10 protein-coding genes are annotated in these 17,750 nt (G+C 73.2%); 6 read left to right on the top strand and 4 right to left on the bottom strand.

Annotated features, from left to right (window positions below; genetic code table 11):
* Positions 1-216: 216 nt before the first annotated feature.
* Together WMF12_RS14095 and WMF12_RS14090 are read right to left on the bottom strand one after the other, a co-directional pair.
* Positions 217-1,614, bottom strand: coding sequence for a sigma-54-dependent transcriptional regulator (locus WMF12_RS14095; protein WP_437871896.1), 1,398 nt, complete (start codon positions 1,612-1,614; stop codon positions 217-219).
* A 238-nt stretch (positions 1,615-1,852) separates the two neighbouring features.
* Positions 1,853-3,037: an SGNH/GDSL hydrolase family protein gene (locus tag WMF12_RS14090; protein ID WP_437871894.1), complete on the bottom strand. Its 1,185-nt coding sequence runs from the start codon at positions 3,035-3,037 to the stop codon at positions 1,853-1,855.
* A 46-nt stretch (positions 3,038-3,083) separates the two neighbouring features.
* Here WMF12_RS14090 and WMF12_RS14085 point away from each other — a divergent pair, with 46 nt between their 5' ends.
* A complete protein-coding gene (locus tag WMF12_RS14085; RefSeq protein WP_437871893.1) occupies positions 3,084-3,383 on the top strand; it encodes a hypothetical protein in 300 nt (99 codons plus the stop codon).
* 397 nt (positions 3,384-3,780) lie between these two features.
* Here WMF12_RS14085 and WMF12_RS14080 read toward each other — a convergent pair whose 3' ends face one another.
* Together WMF12_RS14080 and WMF12_RS14075 are read right to left on the bottom strand one after the other, a co-directional pair.
* Entirely contained in the window at positions 3,781-4,044 is a 264-nt protein-coding gene (locus WMF12_RS14080; RefSeq protein ID WP_437871890.1) for a hypothetical protein, read from the bottom strand.
* Between the two features lie 294 nt (positions 4,045-4,338).
* Positions 4,339-4,731, bottom strand: a complete 393-nt coding sequence (locus WMF12_RS14075) for a hypothetical protein (protein ID WP_437871889.1) — start codon at positions 4,729-4,731, stop codon at positions 4,339-4,341.
* Positions 4,732-4,793: 62 nt separating this feature from the next.
* On the opposite strand from WMF12_RS14075, the gene WMF12_RS14070 reads away from it, so the two are divergent.
* The 5 genes from WMF12_RS14070 to WMF12_RS14050 all read left to right on the top strand — a co-directional run bounded on the left by WMF12_RS14070 (position 4,794) and on the right by WMF12_RS14050 (position 17,662).
* Positions 4,794-5,612, top strand: coding sequence for a class I SAM-dependent methyltransferase (locus tag WMF12_RS14070; protein ID WP_437871888.1), 819 nt, complete (start codon positions 4,794-4,796; stop codon positions 5,610-5,612).
* Positions 5,605-6,264: a class I SAM-dependent methyltransferase gene (locus WMF12_RS14065; protein WP_437871885.1), complete on the top strand. Its 660-nt coding sequence runs from the start codon at positions 5,605-5,607 to the stop codon at positions 6,262-6,264. Before WMF12_RS14070 ends, WMF12_RS14065 begins: the two co-directional genes overlap by 8 nt.
* Positions 6,265-6,288: 24 nt before the next feature.
* Positions 6,289-8,568, top strand: a complete 2,280-nt coding sequence (locus WMF12_RS14060; RefSeq protein WP_437871883.1) for a hypothetical protein — start codon at positions 6,289-6,291, stop codon at positions 8,566-8,568.
* Between the two features lie 227 nt (positions 8,569-8,795).
* Positions 8,796-15,710 carry an eIF2A-related protein gene (locus WMF12_RS14055; RefSeq protein WP_437871882.1) on the top strand — a complete coding sequence of 2,305 codons (6,915 nt, stop codon included), beginning with the start codon at positions 8,796-8,798 and terminating at the stop codon, positions 15,708-15,710.
* A complete protein-coding gene (locus tag WMF12_RS14050) occupies positions 15,707-17,662 on the top strand; it encodes a metallophosphoesterase (protein WP_437871881.1) in 1,956 nt (651 codons plus the stop codon). The genes WMF12_RS14055 and WMF12_RS14050 overlap by 4 nt, the downstream gene beginning before the upstream one ends.
* Positions 17,663-17,750: the final 88 nt, after the last annotated feature.

Genomic DNA, 17,750 nt, shown 5'->3' with positions numbered 1-17,750 from the left:
TCGGGAAAATTCACAGGGAGGCAGGGAGACGGGGAGTAAAATTCCACCGTTCTCCCCGTCTCCCCGCCTCCCTGTTCAATTTCCCGCGAAAAATGCCAGCCCAGGGGAGGCTTTGTCAGGTCACCGCCCTGCCCGAGCGCGCCTGAGTCAATTGTGAACGTTCACATTCCACCAGTCAACCAAAATTGACGGGGGCGCGCCGCCGTCGACGGAGGCTCAGGAGCGCGGCCGGGGGATCCCGAGCCGCTGCCGCCGCTCCCACAGCGCCTTGCGGCTGATGCCGAGGCGGCGGGCGATCTCGGTCTCCGTCAGCTCGTGCTGGTGCTCGAGGACGAAGCGGCGGAAATAACCCTCGAGAGAGTCGGACGGGGGCTCTCCCTCGTGCGCGTCCGCGGCAGGCGCGGGCGACGGCGGTTGAGGGGGCGCGTCGAGCCCGAGCAGCTCCAGCCCGATCTCGCTCGCATCGGCGAGCACCATCGCGCGATGAACGGCGTTCTCCAGCTCCCGGATGTTGCCCGGCCAGGGGGCCGCCGCGATGGCGGCGCGCGCCTCCGGCGTCAGCGTGAGCGGCGCGCGGCCCATCGCCCACGCGCGCCGCCGGAGCAGCGACTCCGCGAGGCGCAGCGCATCGCCCGGCCGCTCGCGCAGCGGCGGGAGGCGGATCTCGAGGACCCGCAGCCGGAAGTAGAGGTCGCTCATGAACGATCCGTCGCGCACCATCGCCACGAGATCTCGGCGCGTCGCCGCGACGAGGCGCACGTCGACGCGCCGGGCGCGGGTCGCGCCCACGCGCCGCACCTCGCCCGTCTGGAGGAAGCGGAGGAGCCGCGCCTGGACCTTGGGCGGCAGCTCGGCGACCTCGTCGAGCAGCAGCGTCCCGCCCTCCGCGGCCTCGCAGAGCCCAGCGCGCGCCGAGATCGCGCCGGGGACGGCGCCGCGCTCGTATCCGAAGAGCTCCCCCTCGATCTGCCCCTCGGGGATGGCCGCGCAGTGGACCGGGACGAACGCCAGCTGCCGGCGCGGGCTCAGCCGGTGCACGGCGCGGGCGAGCGTCTCCTTGCCCGTGCCGCTCTCGCCGAGGACGAGCAGCGTCGCCTCGCTCGGGGCGACCTTGCGCACCCGCGCGAACACCTCGCGCATGGCCGCAGAGCCGCCGACCATGCCCTCGAGCTCGTCGTCTTCAGTTGTAGGCGGCACGGGCGGCGCAGGCGGCGCAGGCACCGAGGCGCCTGGCGCGACGTCGGGGAGCGCGCTCCCCGCAGGCCGCGCGCCGGGGAGATGATGGTCGAGGAGGGCGACGAGCTCGGCATGATCGAACGGCTTCGACAGGTAATCCGCAGCGCCGCGCTTCACGGCGTCCACGGCCGCCTTCACCGTGGCGTAGCTCGTCATGAGCACGACCGGCGCGCCGCCGCACTGCCCGACGAGCGCGGTGCCCGGCGCGCCCGGCAAGCGCACGTCGGCCAGCACGAGATCGAACGCGCGCAGATCGTGATCCGCCGAGGCATCCTCGACCGACCCCGCCTCGATGACGTCGTGCCCATGACGAACGAGCAGCCGCCGGAGCTCCGTCCGGATGACGACCTCGTCCTCGACCAGCAGGATCCGGCTCACGGCGCCACCTCGAGCCCGCGCATGGGACAAGGCTACTCAGGACCGTTGCGGCTGAATACGTGAGGACGCATAGCGCAACGCGTCAACGCTGACGGCTCAGTTGTCCAGGTTACTGATCGCAGCGCCATGCGAGGACCGAGGCGCATTCTCCGCCGGGGGAGCGGGGGGCCTCACCGGGCGCGCAGGGGCTCCGAGCTCCGCGCGCCCGATCGGGCGCCCCCCACGAGCGGCCTCCGCTTTATTCGGGTTGGGGGACGAACAGCGTGAGGTCGATGGCATTCGCTATCGCCTCCAAGCCAGTCGGGTTGAAGTGCAGGCCGTCATCCTGGAAGTCAAGCTCAGGATTCACCCGGAAAGGATCGGTGGGGTCGAGGATCTCCGGTTCCACATCGATAACCGCGTCGAACTTGCCGCTCATGCGGATCCATGTGTTGACCGCCTGGCGGGTGGCCTCGTGCTCGGCGGTGTCGTAGTCCTTGTTGCCTTTGAACGGCGTGATGGGCATTCCGTAAACGCGCATCCCTTTATCGTGCGCCTTGGTGATGAACTCGCCATAGGCCTTGATCAGCTCATCGGCGACGTTCGGCACGCTGTTGCCGCCGATGTCGTTCACGCCCTCGAAAATGATCAGCCACTTGGCGCCGCGCTGGTCCAGGACGTCACGCTGGAAGCGATCCTTGGCGGTCGGCCCGAGCCCGCCGGCCAGCACTCGGCCCCCGCCGATCCCCTGGTTCAGCACGGCGACGTGCTGGGTCCCCTGATTGGACCGCAGCCGGCGAGACAGGAAGTCCGGCCAGCGGGTGTTCCCGTCCGTGTCCGAGCCGCGGCCGTCGGTGATCGAGTCACCGAGGATGACGACCGCCGCGGCCTCGGGGACCGCATCGACGTCGAGGCCCGTGATGTAGTACCAGTGCGCCGTGGACACAGGGGAGGTCAGGTTCGCCGCCGAGACCCCGTTGCCGGTCTGGATATACGAGTTGGTCCGCGAGCCCGGGTGTCCGGTGATCCCGGCCGGCACGGCGCCGAACTTGATGGTCACCGCCATCTTGGTGAGGGGCTTGATGGTGTACTCGATCGGATCGGAGAAGGCGGTCTTCCCCACCGGGATGGTCACCGCATCGGCCCCCGCAAACTTCAGGGCATGGTCGGTGGCAACGTCGATGCCGTCGGCGGTCGTCGACTCCGCGATGTGGACCGACTCCATGGTCACCGGCCCGTCGCCGAACTCGTTCGAGAGCAGCAGTCGCACGCCCTTGCCGCCGATCGACGTATAGATCACCTGGCGCAGCGTGTTGTTGGCCAGGCCCGGCGCGGGCGGGTTGTTGTTGGTCTCGGTCAGCTGCGGGCCGGTCGTCCACGTCCCGACCCAGTGCGCCTCCGCCGCGCCGCCGGCGCCACCACTGCCGCCGTCGCCACCCCCCACGCCCGTGGCCCCGCCGCCGCCGGTGGCGCCAGCGCCGCCCCCTCCGGTGTCGCCGCCGCCATCGCCGCCGCCGCCGCCAGAGGCATCACCCCCGCCGGAGCTCGCCGCGCTGCTCGAGCTGGACGTCGAGCTCGACGTGCTGCTCGATGTCGTGGTGTCCGTGTCATCGCCGCAGCCGGCGACAGCCAAAAACAGAAGAGCACAAAGTATTCTTCGCATGGTCCTCGACGCTCGAAAGATTGCTGTGTTCGCGATCGTTCGAATTGCCCCTCGGCGCACCGCCCCCGCCGACCAGCAGCTCCTTCAGCGCATTCGAACTTTCGAATTTTTTGATTTCAGCCGATAGCGCGCCGGTTCGCTCGTGCGCGCAGCGTCGCCCGGATCGAGCCCCGATCGATCGAAGAGCTCATCTGGATGGCTGCGCTGCCCACCGTCGATGTCCGGAGGCGCGCGGGAGAGCGCGGGCCGATGCCATGTCCCTCACACGCGCCATCGAGTGTGTCACACGAGGACTCGAACTACTACTCGGTTCATCGCCGGGAGGACGCCCGGGGCGCGCCGTCCGACCACGTGGCGTTACGTTCGGTAACGCTTCGATGCGCTCGCGTTACGTTCGGTAACACCCGGCGCAACGCGTCGTCGAGGCGCTTCGACCCATGACCCGAGGCCGCCGCGGGCCGCGCGGGCGGCGCTCCGGCCAGCCCGGCGCCCGCGGCGCGCCGCCGGGCGGCTGGCGGCGGGGGTCAGGACGAGCGCTCGGAGGGACCGGCGGCGAGGGCCTCGTGCACGGCCTCGCGCGTCCCGGTGCCGGCGAGGAGGTGCCACGCTCGGAGCGTCGGCAGGTCGCGCATGGCCTCCACGGCCAACCGCAGCGGTGGCGGCATGGGGCCGAACCGAGCTTCGTAGAGCTCGATCGTCGCTTGCGCCATCCCCTGCGCCATCCCTTGCGCGACCCCCTGCGTGCGTCCCTGCTCGATGAATTGCTCGACGAGTTCCTGCGTGGTCATCACGAACTCCTCTTCTTCCGGTGTCGCTGGCCCGCGCTGGATCGGTTCCGCATGGCGGGCGCAGGCTGGCACGCCGTGCGGACGAGACGAAGAAAAATTCAGGCTCGTCCGCGCGGCGGGCATCGCAAACCGCTTACGCGCGCTCGGCCCGATGCATTTTCATTTCGACACACCAACTGCCACCAACGGCCTGATCACAAGGTGCGATCGCGGCCGGCGGACCTCGCCAATCGCCGCGTCTTCCTTTCGTGGCCCCCGGAGCCGACACGTCGAGCCACGCCGACGCAGCGCGCCTCAGTCCGCCTCGATGAAGGCGTATCCGAGCGTCGGCTCCGCGACATCCCCTCCAATGTAGCCGGCGGCCGAGGCCATGCTGTTGCTGTACTGGAACGTCTCGCCGAAGCCCGTGGTGGGCTCGGTCGCGGCGAGCTTCTGAAAGACGCTTTCCGGAGTCGCACGCTCGAACTCGAAGAAGATGGGCGCGTCCTTGCGCGACAGCCCCGTACAGGGCGGGCTCTCCGAGCTCGCGAACGCCGAACCCGCCCTCGGTAACGCGGTCCCCCGTGCCTGCGAAAGTCGGCCGTACCCGAGGAGCGCCGCTCCGATGGTAGGATGCGGCGCATGCCCCTGCCGCACCTCGATCCCGGAGCCCTCAAGGCCATCGTCGAACCGACGGACGGGCCGCACCCGACCGGAGCGGTCCGGGCGTACCGGCGCTCCTTGCGCCTCCACGGGTGATGAGCGCTCCGATGGACCGAGAGTGGCCGCTCGACGCGGACGACTTCTCCGCCTACTACGCCTTCGCGCCCGCGGCGCTCGCCATCCGCGAGTGCGTGCGGCTGCGCGCCGTGCGCGAGCTCGATCTGCCGGAGCCGCTGCTCGACGTCGGCTGCGGCGACGGCCTGTTCGCGCGCCTCGCCTACCCGGACAAGCAGGCGTGGGGCATCGACATCAACCCGACCGAGGTGCAGCGCGCGCAGCGGACCGCGTCGTACCGCACGCTCATCTGCGGCAACATCGTCAACGTCCACCTGCCCGAGGGGTTCTTCGGCAGCGCCATCGCCAACTGCAGCCTCGAGCACGTGCCCGATCTCCACGGCGCCCTCGTGAACATCCGGCGCGCGCTCAGGCCCGGGGCGCGGTTCGTGCTCATCGTGCCCACGCCCGACTGGACGTACCAGCTCGCCCTGCCCGAGGCGCTCCGCTCCGTGGGCCTGGTCGGCCTCTCACGCGCGTACGGCGACGCGCTCGATCGGGTCTTCTCGCACGTCCACCTCTACGACGAGGCGGGCTGGCGCGATCACCTCGCGCGCGCGGGCTTCGACCTCGTGGAGACGCGCCCCATCGCGGGCCGGCCGACCTCGTGGGCGTTCGACTTCATGCTGTACCCGAGCTTGCTCGGCTACGTGATGCGCAAGCTCACCGGCCGCTGGATCGCAATGCCAGCGCTCCGCCCGCTCACCGTCGACGTGGCGCGCGCCCTGGTCAACGCGCTCGGGCGCCTCGCCCCGGGCGGCGACGCGGCCGCCGAGTACCTGCTCGTGGCGCAGGCAGGGCCCGATGGCTGAAACGGCGGCGCCGCCCGGCGACTACTTCTCGAACCACCGCCGCCGCGAGCGGTTCCCGTGGTCGCTCTACCACGGCGCGCTCACCCGCCCCCTCGCCCGCGCCATCGCCGCGCGTGGCCCGCGCCCGCGCGTGCTCCTCGTCGGCTGCGGCCTCGAAGGGGAGATCCCCGGCGCGCCGCCCGCGACCGAGCTCTACGGCTGCGATCTCGACGCGCGCGCCATCGAGGCGTGCCGGCGCCTCTACCCGGCGCGCGCAGCGCGCTTCGCCGTCTGTCCGGGGCCCTACGAGCTCCCGACGGGCGGCGGGTTCGACGGCCCGTTCGACGTCGTGCTCGCGAAGGAGGTCGTCGAACACACCCTCGATCCGTCGCGCTGGGCGCGCGGGCTCTCGGTGCGCCTCGCGCCGGGCGGCGCGCTGCTGCTCACGACCCCGAACTACGGCCGCCTGTCGACGCTGCCGCTCCTCGAGGCCACGGTGCTCGAGTGGATCGCGCGCCGCGACGGCTTCTCGCGCAAGCACATCCACCCGAGCAAGTTCGACGAGCGCAGCCTCGCGGCGCTCGACGTCGGGGAGCGGATGCGGCTCGTGTCGGTGCGACGCACGCTCACCGGCTGGTCGCTCCTCGGCACCTGGCAACGCGCCCCGGGCTGACCCGGGCGACGGCGAGCTCCGCTGATGCTCTACCTCCTGCTCGCGCTCGGCGTCCTCGTCCTCCGGCTGGCCGAGCTCCGCGCGGGCGCGGCCGCCGGCCCCACCGCGCCCGCGCCCGCGCCGGCCGTACCCGTCGCGCCCGCGCCCGCGCCGCGCCTCGCCTGGCTCGCCGCCGCCGCGGCGGTGGTGGTGGCGCTCCTGCCCGCGCTGCGCGACGCGCCCGCGCTCGCCGGGCCCGGCGCCGCGCTGTCGAAGGACACGATCTCGCACCTCGCCATCGCCTACGACATCGCGACGAGCGGCCTGCCGCACGGGTGGATCGCCACGAACAACGGCGGCTTCCCGGTCGCGCTGCACTACCCGCCGGTCGGCTGGCTGCTCGTGGCGGCGCTGATCCGCCTCGGCGTCGCGCCGGTGGTCGCGGTGAAGGGGCTCGGCTTCGCGGCCTTCGTCGGGGCCCCGCTGGTCGTCCTCGCCGCGGCCCGCGCGGTCGGCGCGCGGCCCGCCTCGGCCGCCGCCGGCGCGGTGGCGCTCGCGTGGGTCGCGCCGTACGTGCAGTTCGCCGGCGGGTGGCCGTCGTTCTTCCTCCTCGGGCTGCTCTCGCAGATCCTGGTCATCCCCCTCGTCATCGCGTGGGCCGCCGCGGTGATCCGCCCCGCCCGCTTCGAGCTCGGACCGGCGCTCGCCGCCGCCTGCGCGGCGACGCACCCGCAGGTCTTCACGGTGAGCGCCGCCGTCCTGGGCGCGGCCGCGATCGCCGCGTGGGATCGGCGGCTGTGCGCGCGCGTGCTCCGCTCGCTCGCCGGCGGCGGCCTGGTCGCGGCCGCGCTCTACGGCCCCGGCATCGCGTCGATGGCCGCGCCCTTCGGCTGGCCCGCCGGCCTCGGCTGGCGGCACATCGGCTTCGGGCCCGAGCGCGTGCTGCCGTGGATGCTCGATGGCGACCTGCTCGACTTCGCGCACGCCCCGGTGATCGGCTCCGCGTGGATCGCCGCCTGCTTCCTCCATGCGACGCGCCTCCGCGCCCCGGCGTCGCGGGCCGTCCTCGCGGCGTCGGCGCTCGCGCTGCTCCTGTCGATGAGCGGCGGCTGGATCGTAGGCGCAGGCCCGCTCGGCCGCGCGCTGCTCTCGCTGTTCCAGCCGATGCGCGCCCTCGCCCTCCTGCCGCTCGTCGCGGCCGCGGCCATCCTCAGCGCGCTCGACCTCGCGGCAGCGGCGCTCGCGCGCATCGGCGCCTCGCTGGCAGCGCGGGGCGCGCGCCGCTCGCGCCCCGCGCTCGCCGGGCTCCTGCCAGCCGCGCTCGCCGCGGTCCTGCCGGCCGCGCTCGCGCTCGTCGCGGCCCTCGAGATCCCCGCCCGCGCGGCCGATCTCCACGTCCTTGCAGAGAAGCAGGCCGCGCTCGTCGCGTCGCGCGGCTGCCCGCCGCCCGCCGAGGGCTTCGACCCCGATCTCATCGCCCGCTGGCTCGCCGAGGCGCCGCACGGCCGCGCGAGCTACGCCGTCGAGGACGAGTTCGCGACCTGCTCGATGATGCACGCCGCCGATCTCCGCCGCGCGGTCCCGATGGCCGTCTCGACCGGCGCGGGCGCGCATGTGGGCGTTCACGCGGCGGCCTTCCTCGAGGTGGCGCCCGAGCGCCCCGGGAGCGCCGCGCGGGCGGAGGCGCTCGGCATCCGCACGCTCATCCACCTGACCACGCAGCGGCCGGGGCCGCCCGAGGCGTGGGCGCTCGTGGACAGGCGCGGCGAGGTCGAGCTGTCTCGGCGGGTGGGCGGCACGGACTACGTGGGGCTCGGGTGCGTGCGCGAGGTGTGGCGCGGCCAGGAGGCCGATCTGCTCGCGGCGCTCTTCGAGCACCTGAAGCAGCCGCGCACCGTGCTCGACACGCCTGGTGAGCTCGTGGCGCTGGAGGCCACACGCGGCCCGCTCGAGCGCGTGGCCGTGGCCGACGACGGCTGCGACGCGGCCCGCGCCAGCGTGCGCGAGGTGCCGCGCGAGCCGGGCGCGTACGAGGCGTCCGTCGAGGCCGAGGCGCCGGTCGATGTGGTCTTCCGCGCCACGGCGTACAGCGGCTGGCGCGTGCGCGACGGCGGCGCCGAGCTGGCCCCGCGGCGCGTCGCCCCAGGCTTCTTCGCGGTGCGCGTCGGGCCCGGCAAGCACCACCTGGAGGCGGTGGTGGCGCTGCCGCGGTTTTACCTGCAGGGGCTCGCGCTCGCGTGCGGGGCCGCGCTCGCGCTCGGGGCCCCGCGGCTCCGGCGGCCGCTGTTCCGCCGGGGCCGGATGTCCGCCACCACGCGCCGGTGACTGGCGCGTACCCGAGACCACCGTGCGGAGCTACCCACCGCCGTTCCAGCGCCCGGTGACCAGGAGGTCTCCGGGCGCACGACGCCCGATCCGCCGGTCGGAGGTGTCGTATCCCTCGCCGTTCACGTATTTCACGTAGAGTACCGCGGCGCTCCGCGGTGAGCAGCGCGCGCGTCGAGCTTCGGCGGAGAGCGAGCAAACGAATGCAGATGGCCGCGGGGGGAGCGATGTATACACGGGTTGCTGTCGCGCAGCTCGCCTATTACCCGGCGATCATCGTCGATCGGCGGTCTCCGATCGAGGACCCGCTCTTCGATCCGAGGACAGCAGCCGATTCGCTGCTCCCGGCGCGCGCCGATGTGCCCGACGCGATCAAGCCGAGGCTCGAGGCCCTCCGGCGGCGCATCCGCGAGACCTACGACGCGCAGCTCTTCGCGCGGATCCGCGCGGTGCTGTCGGCTTGCCTGGAGTACGGGGCGAGGATCGTGGTGTTTCCCGAGTACAGCATCCCCTGGGAGATCCTCGGCGGCGTCGCCGACGCGGCGGGCGACATGGTGGTCGTGGCGGGGACGCACTCGGTGGATCGGGCGGCGCGCCGCTCCGGCATCTACGAGCGCCTCGGCGCGGGGCTCCCCGCGCTCGGACAGTCGGTGTGCCCGGTGCTGCATCGGGGTCGGCTCCTCGGCCTGCACGCGAAGCGAGCCACGGCGGCGGTGGAGCGGAGCACGATGCGCCCGGGCGAGACCTGGGCGCCCGTGGAGATGCCGGACGGGATCCCAGGCCCCATGGGCGTGCTGGCCTGTCTCGATTTCCTCCTCCGGCACGGCGCGCACGACGTGGCGCCCATCGCCGAGCGCGTCGGCGAGTGCCGCTTCCTCGCCGTGCCCAGCGCGACGCCGCACACCACGCTGCCAGAGCTCTCCGGAGCGGTGTGGGAAGAGGCGCGCCGGTACGGGCGGCCCACGCTGTATTGCGATGGCGCCGAAGGCGGCGGCACATCGATCTATGTCGATGAGGCCCAGGCCCACGAGCTGCGGCGGTTCCCGGACCGGGCGGGGTACCTCGAGCCAGGCGACGAAGGTGTGATCGTCGCCGACGTCGACCTCCGGTACGAGCGGGCCAGCGCGCACCTCGCTCGCTCCACCCGCCCCGCCGCGCCGCCGCCGGTCGTGCCGGTCGCCGAGGCGACGCTCGTGTACCGAGGGCACCCCGCGGGAGAGGCCTATGCGCGGTGGCTCGACGGCGCGAGGGAGCTCCTCCGACGCGACGACGACGAGGCGCTCGAGACGCTCGTTGCGCGGCTCGAGGAGGCGCGCGACGTGCTGCTGAACGCGGGCGCCCTGTCCGGGGCGGCGGCGCGCGGGAGGCGGCTGCGTCGGCTCTATGGCGAGCTCGACAAGCTGACCCGCGTCGAGGAGATAAGGCAGTTCACCCGGGAGATCATCGTCCCCGCCGAGGTGCTGCCGCTCGAGGCGCTGCGCGCGGCGACGGCGGGGGCGGCCGCCGACGTCGTGTTCGCCTGGATGGCCGAGCGGGAGGCGCGCGAGGCCGGGTTCGTGGAGGTCGAGGCGCGGCTCCGCAAGGCGGTGGACGCGAAGCGGGGCAACGGCGAATGGACGCCCGACGGCATGGCGGCGCTCGGCGCGGTGGCGCAGGCGGTGCGCGGCGCGCCGGAGGCGAGCGACGACGAGCGGGAGAGCACGCTGCCGCCGGACGTGAGGGCCGAGCTGCCGCGAAGGCTCGCCCCGGCGGCGCTCGGAACGCAGCTGCACCTGGGCTGGGTGCTCTCCTTCAAGCGACAGCCATCCGACTTCCGCGCCGCCATGGACGACGCCGCGCCGCGCGCCTCCGGCGGCGCCCGCGCGGCGCTGGGCCCCATCGCCGAGCCGAGCAAGGAGGAGCTCGCCCCGCGGTTCTCCGAGCACCAGATCCTCTCTGCGGAGACCGTCTTTCTGCTCGCGCTCGCCGAGGGGTGGGAGCACGTGGCGGCGGTCGGCGTCTGGCCTGAAGAGCGGCCGACCTGGTGCACGCTCATGGTCGCGGCCCTCCGGGACGAGGGGTGGACCTTGCTGTGGATCGAGGGCCTCGAGCGCTGGGCAGAGCCCCGGCGAGCGCGGGAGAAGCTCCGCGCGGCCGCCGTCCGGTCGGGTCTGGTCAACGCTGCGCTCGAGGCGATCCCGCAGGACACCCTGGCTCCGCGGATCGCGCTCCTGTCACCGCGCTTCGACGGCGCGCGCGACGTCGTCGCGGCGCTCCGCGAGCAGCGGCTGCGCGAGGTCGCGGGACGGTTCGTGGAGCCCGAAGCCTGCGTCGACGGGCGCGACGAGCCCACACCCCTGCTCGGCGCCCTCGACGCGTGGCTCTCGTCGGGCGAGAAGATCGCCCTCGTGCTCGGCGAGTTCGGCCTGGGGAAGTCCACCGCGCTCGCCGCGTGGGCCGAGCGGCGGTGGGCTTCCGCCGAGGGGCCGAGGCCCGTGCTCGTCAACCTCGCCAGCGCCTCGCCCCACGTGAGCCCGGAGCAGCTCCTGCTCCAGGCGGCCGGGGCCGAGGACCTCCCCGCGAACCGCGCCGCCCTGCGCCTGCTCATCCGCCACCGGCTCGTCGTCCCCTGCTTCGACGGCTTCGACGAGATGGCGACTCGCCTGGAGGCCTCCGAGCTCGCAGGGCGGCGCGCCAGCCTGCTGGAGGTCGCGGCCGGCGGCGGCAAGGTGCTCGTCTCCTCGCGAGATGACCACTTCCCCGCCGAGGCGCACCTCCAGACCGGCGCCGAGGGCGTGTCTTCTCAGCCGCCTGGCACGTCCGCGGGGATACGGCGGTTCGCCGTCCAGCCGTTCACCGAAGCGCAGGTGCGCGAGCTCGTGCGGCAGATCCGCGGCGAGGACGGCGCCGCCGCGGCGCTCTCGCGCATCGCCGCGATCTACGACCTCAAGGACCTCGTGCACCGGCCGCTGCTGCTCGGGATGGTGCTGGCCACGCTGGACGAGTTCGCCTCCGGGGCGAAGGTCGGGCGCGCCGATCTCTACGAGGCGTACCTGAAGCGGTGGCTCGACAATACCCGAAAGGGCGACCCCGACAGCTTCACCGACGAGCAGAAGAAAGAGTTCGCCGAGGCGCTCGCCGAGCAGCTCTGGCGGTCCGGCCGGCCGGCGTGCACCTGGCAGGAGCTCCAGCAGTCGGTCCGCGCGCGGCTCTTTCGCTTCCTGCCCGAAGGCATGCCGGCGGGCGCCGCGTTCCTGGAGATCCAGGGCGGGACGTTCCTCGTGCAGGAGGGCAGCGACGGATACCGCTTCGCGCACAAGGCGTTCCTCGAATACTTCCTGGCGCGCGCGCTGGTGGCGACGCTGGCCGAGCGGCCGCTCGAGGCGCTCCGGACCAAGCCGATCACGCGGGAGGTCGCGGCGTTCGTGGGCGAGATCCTGAGGACGTTCGGCGAGCCGAGGCGCGCGGCGGCGGTGCGCGCGGTCCAGTCGTTCCTGAGGATGGACCGGCAGCTGACCCCTTCGACGAGGGAGCCGGCCGAGAACGCCCTCCGGTTGCTGCTCGGTCTCGCGCGATGGGCCGAGGAGACGGCCGGATGGATCCCGGAAGGGGCAGATCTCCAGGGCGTGCAGCTCGCCGGCGAGGACCTGCGCGGCGCGCCCCTCGCGGGCGCAAACTTGCGGGACGCCAACCTGTCCGGCGCCGACCTCTCCGGCGCCGACCTGACAGAAGCCGCGCTGAGCGGGGCGATGCTCTCCGGCGCGAAGCTCGACGGGACGATCCTCCGGCGCGCGATCGCGCACCGGGCGGACTTCACGCAAGCCGAAGCCAAGGGGGCCATCCTCGAGCTGGCGACGCTGAGCGGCGCCATCCTGCGGCAATCGACGTGGACCGGGTGCCGCTGGAACGGCGTGCTGGCCGAAGGGACCGACCTGAGCGCCTGCGTCATCGCGGGCAGGGGGGCGCTCCTGGATCACGCGCGCAGGCTCGCCGCGACACCTCCCTCGGCGCACGCAGACCTGGTGTCCGGACACACCGGCACGATCAACACGCTCGCATGGTCGCCGGACGGCCAGCGCCTCGCGACCGCCGGGTACGACCAGACGGTGCGCCTCTGGCACGCGGACACCGGCATGGAGCTCGCCCGGTTCGAAGGACATTCCGACTGGGTCCTGGCCGTGGCATGGCGCCCGGACGGCCAGCGCCTCGCCAGCGCGGGATACGACCTGACGGTGCGGATCTGGCACTCCCTCACGGGCAAGGAGATCGCCCGACTCGAGGGGCACACCGACTGGGTGAGGGCCGTGGCCTGGCACCCGGACGGCGAGCGCCTGGCCAGCGGGAGCGATGACCGGACCGTGCGCATCTGGGACACGAGCACAGGCGAGGAGGTCGCCCGGCTCGAGGGACACGCGGACTGGGTGAGGGCCGTGGCCTGGCACCCCGACGGCAGGCGCCTGGCCACCGCGGGCGTCGAGAGCACGGTGCGCATCTGGGACGCGAGCACAGGCAAGGAGATCGCCCGGCTCGAGGGCCAGGCGCGCGGGGTCACGGCCGTGGCGTGGCACCCGGACGGCAGGCGCCTGGCCATCGCGGGCGACGGGAACACGGTGCGCATCTGGGACGTCAGCACGCGAGGCGAGATCGCCCGCCTCGAGCGCCGTTCGAGCGGGGTCCGGGTCGTGGCGTGGCGCCCGGACGGCAGGCGCCTGGCCACCGCGGGCGACGAGAGCACGGTGCGCATCTGGGACGCGAGCACAGGCAGCGAGCTCGCGCGGCTCGAGGGCCATACCAACTCGGTCAGGGCCATGGCGTGGCACCCGGACAACAGGCGTCTGGCGAGCGCGGGTGACGGAAACACGGTGCGGATCTGGGACACCGGCACGGGCAAGGAGCTGACTCGGCTCGAGGGCCACTCCAGCTGGGTGCTGGCCCTCGCCTGGCACCCGGACGGCGACCGCCTGGCCAGCGCGGGAAACGACTCGATGCTGCGGATCTGGGACACCGGCACGGGCAAGGAGCTGACTCGGCTCGAGGGCCACTCCAACTGGGTGCTGGCCCTCGCCTGGCACCCGGACGGCAACCGCCTGGCCAGCGCGGGAGACGACCAGACGGTCCGCCTCTGGGACACGAGCAAGGGTGAGGAGCTCGCGCGGCTCGTGGGCCATTCGAACGGTGTCCTGGCCGTCGCCTGGCACCCGGACGGCGGCCGCCTGGCGAGCGCCGGGCACGATGGCAGCGTGCGCATCTGGGAGGCGAGCACGGGCCAGAACCTCGCTCGGTTCGAGGGTCAGTCCGACTGGGTCCTCGCGCTGGCCTGGCACCCGGACGGCGGCCAGCTGGCGAGCGCGGGACACGACATGATGGTGCGGATCTGGGACCCGGACACCGGCAGACAGCTCGCGTTGCTGGAGGGTCATACGCGCGACGTCAAGGCCCTGGCCTGGTGCCCGGGCGGCAAACGACTGGCCAGCGCGGGCGACGACACGACGGTGCGGATCTGGGACGCGGGCACCGGCGAGGAGATCGCCCGGCTCGAGGGCCACACGCACGGGATCACGGCGGTGGCCTGGGCGCCGCGCGGCGATCGCCTGGCGAGCGCGGGGCACGACGGCACCGTGCGGCTCTGGGACGCGGGCACCGGCGAGGAGATCGCCCGGCTCGAGGGCCACACGCGGAGGGTCATGGCCATGGCCTGGCAGCCGCGCGGCGATCGCCTGGCGAGCGCGGGGCACGACGGCGCCGTGCGGATCTGGAGCGCGGATCAGCGAAGGCTCCTCGCCTGCTTCGTATCCGCCGGCCTGACCGCGCTCGCGCGCACGCCCGGGGGTTTCTGCGTGCTCGACGGCGCGGAGCCCGAGCGGGCGCGCCTCGCGCTCCGCCGCCCCGAATCGAGGACGACACTCTACCTGCCCCTCGCCGGCTTCCGCGACGTCCTGGGGCGTCCGGACAAGGTGGCCGCGGCCCTCGCCGGCGACCTCAGCGGCGATAACGTCACAGAGGAGCTCGCACGGCACGGCTATTCGGGCGGGGTCCCCTGGGATGGCGACGAGCGCTTCATCTCCGATGCTCCAGGGGCGCTGGCGCCGCGAGCCGCCAGCATCGTGCCCCCGCGCGCCGCCACGGACAGCGTCCCTGCGCCCGACCCTTCGCAGTCGTACGCCCTCACGAACCCCTTCCGGCCCGGCCCCGCCCTCACCGACGCTTCTGCCCTCCCGGGCCGCGCCCCCATCCTCGCGGAGCTCCTCGCCCTCATCGACAGCCGCAGCCCCGCGGTGCTCCGCGGCCCGCGCCGCTCGGGCAAGACCTCCATCCTCCACCACCTCGCCGCGCGCCTCTCCCCTGCCCGCGCCGTCCACCACCGCTCTCTCGAGGGCCGCGCCTCTCCCCTTCGCACCGCCGACGATCTCGCCGTCTTCCTCGACCCCTCTCTCCAGTCCGACGTCACCCCCGCGCTCACCCTCCGCGACCGCCTCTCCAGCGCCGGGAACGCCGTCCTGCTCCTCGACGAGGTCGCCAATCTCCACCAGGCCGACGCCACCGTCTTCGCCTGGCTCCGCGCCGTCGGCCAGGAGAGGACCAGCGTGGTCCTCGTCGGCTCGCACTGGGACTGGGTCACCATCGTCGAGCACGCCTTCGCCGCCGCCCCGGGCTCCTCGTTCGGCAACGACGTCACCCCCATCAACCTCGGTCCGCTCTCCGAGGCGGACGCGATCCGCTTCCTCGTCGACACCGCTCCTCCCGACGTCGCGGTGGAGGCCGAGCGCACAGCCCGCTGGATCGTCGAGCTCTGCGGCCCGTGGCCCTTCTATCTCCAGGTGATGGGTTATGCCCTCGTCCAGGCCGTCCGCGCAGGTCAACGCCGCGCCCTGGTCGAGCGCGCCGGCGTGCGCGAGCTTTACGAGCAGCGCCTCCTGCTCGACCGCGACGCGGCCTTCTTCCGCCCGCGCTGGGCCGAGCTGCCCCAGCGCGCGCGCGCCGTGCTCGGCGCCCTCCGCGGCGCCCCCGACGCGGCGCTGCCCGAGGTGCGCAGGCTGCCTTCGGAGGACGTCGCCGTCCTCTGCGACGCGGGCCTCTGCGATGCGCTCGGCGCATGGCTGGCGGATCCGCCGTTCTTCGACTGGATTCGCCGGGTGGCCAGGGAGCCAAGGAGAGAGCCGTGACGCGCGATTTCGACGTGAGGCGACCCTACGCACCGGAACGCGATGTCCGCAATCACGCGCAGCTCCTGGATCTCTTGCAGTCCTTGCCGGTGAACGGCGTGATATGGCCGCTCGTCGGCGCCCGCAGGGCCGGGAAGACGTGGACGCTCAAGGCGCTCGAGCACCACCTCGGCCTCGCCGACAAGACGAGCGTGCGTTACCTCGACCTCCGCAAGTTCGGCCGGGCGCTCCCCAGCGTGCCGCCGGGGACAACGCTCCTCCTGGATGAGCCGCAGCTCGCCGGCCAAGGCGGCAGCCCGCGCGACGCGAGCGCCTTCCTGCGCTGGTGCGTCGACCTCTACACGACCAACACAAGGATCTTCCTGGCGATGAGCCCCGCCGAGTGGATCGCGCTCGAGCGCGCGGCCTCCGGCGACGCCGGGCTCGTCTGCTCGCGGGACATGCGCTTCCTCGATCCCCTCACGCACAGCGAGGCGCTCAAGCTCGCCCGCACCGCGGTGTCGAAGGCGCTCCTCCCCGACCTGCCCGCCAGCTGGCGCCGGAATCCCTTCCTGCTCGAGCTCGTCTTCGAGCTCGCCGAGCAATCTCCCGCTCTGGCGAACACCCCATGGGCGCTCCTGCGAACGGCGCGCGTGAGCAGCGAGCGCATGGAATTCGCCTACCACCGCGCCGTATTCGAGGACGGCCTGACCGACGCGCAGCGGGGCGTGCTCCGCGAGATCGCGCGCGGCGCGTCTCCCCGCGACGAGAATGTCGATCTGCTCGAGCGCTGCGGCCTCGTGGAGCGCCGCGGCGGGCGCCCCGTGCTCGCCGATCCGATCCTCGAAGCGAACCTGTGCCCGCTGCGGATCCACCATGTCTCCGACATCCATTTCGGCCCGAAATCCGCCGAGCGCGTCGACGTCAAGGAGAGGAACCAGCACGGCAATACCATGAAGGGCGGGCTGGGCCCCCCGCGCGTCTGCGATCATTACGTCGAGCACGTCGCCGAGCTCGCCGCGGCCGGCCGCGCGCCGCACCTGCTCGTCGTATCCGGTGACGTCGCCGAGTGGGCCGACGACGACCAGTACGCCGAGGCCCGCCGCTGGCTCGATCAGGTCTCCAGGCACCTCGCCAATCACCCTCGCCTCCCGCCCGACGAGCCCAACGTGCTGCTCGTGGGCGGCAATCACGACGTCGACTGGCGGCAGGCGACGGGGCCCGCGCAGGCCGGGACGCAGGCGCGCCACGTGCCTTTCGCGCAGGCCTTCGGCGATCACCCGCGCTGCGCGCGGCCGCCGCTCGAGGAGCCGCCGGCGACGCGGGCGCTCGCGGTGGCGCGGTATGCGGATCTCGGGGTGGAGTTCGCGTTGCTCGGATCGGCGGAGTTCGGCGGCCAGGAGGAGGAGGGGGATCCGGTCCGGGACGAGCTCCTCTCGCTCATCGGCCGCCTGCGGCGAGGCGCCCTGGAGGAGCCGGACGCGGAGCGCGCCGCGGCGCTGCGCGACCACGTGGCGCGCATCGATCCCGGTCTGGTCCACAACGCGGATCTCCAGCGCCTGCGCAGGGCGCAGTGGCACGCGCCGATCCGGATCGCGGTCCTCCATCACCCGGTGTCCCCGCTGCCGTCCACCGAGCTCGCCCGCTTCGGCGGCCTGATCAACGCCGGTGAGGTGAAGGACGCGCTGGCCCACAAGGAGTTCTGCCTGGTGCTCCACGGCCACAGCCACACAGGCTGGTTCGGCAAGGAGCAATGGCCGGAGCGGCACGAGGACTGGACGATCCGTATCGCCGCGGCGCCGTCGCTCTCGAGCCGAGAGGTGCAGGAGCACAACGGCTACAACGAGATCGAGATAGCGCGCGACGGCGTGGGCGGCGAGGTCGACTATCACATCCACGTGAGGCGCATGGTGAGAGAGGGCGCGATCTGGACGCGGCGAGCGTCGATGGGGCCGTTCGCGCCGGGGAAGTAGCGCCGCGGCTGGGGGAGCGCGCTCGCAGCAGGAGCGCGCGAACACGCAAACCGCAGCGTCAGCGCCGGCGTCAATGCATGTGGTTCCC

It is taken from the genome of Sorangium sp. So ce363, assembly GCF_051520435.1.
Taxonomy (GTDB): domain Bacteria; phylum Myxococcota_A; class Polyangia; order Polyangiales; family Polyangiaceae; genus Sorangium; species Sorangium cellulosum_B.
This window is presented reverse-complemented; position numbering and strand designations above follow the sequence as displayed.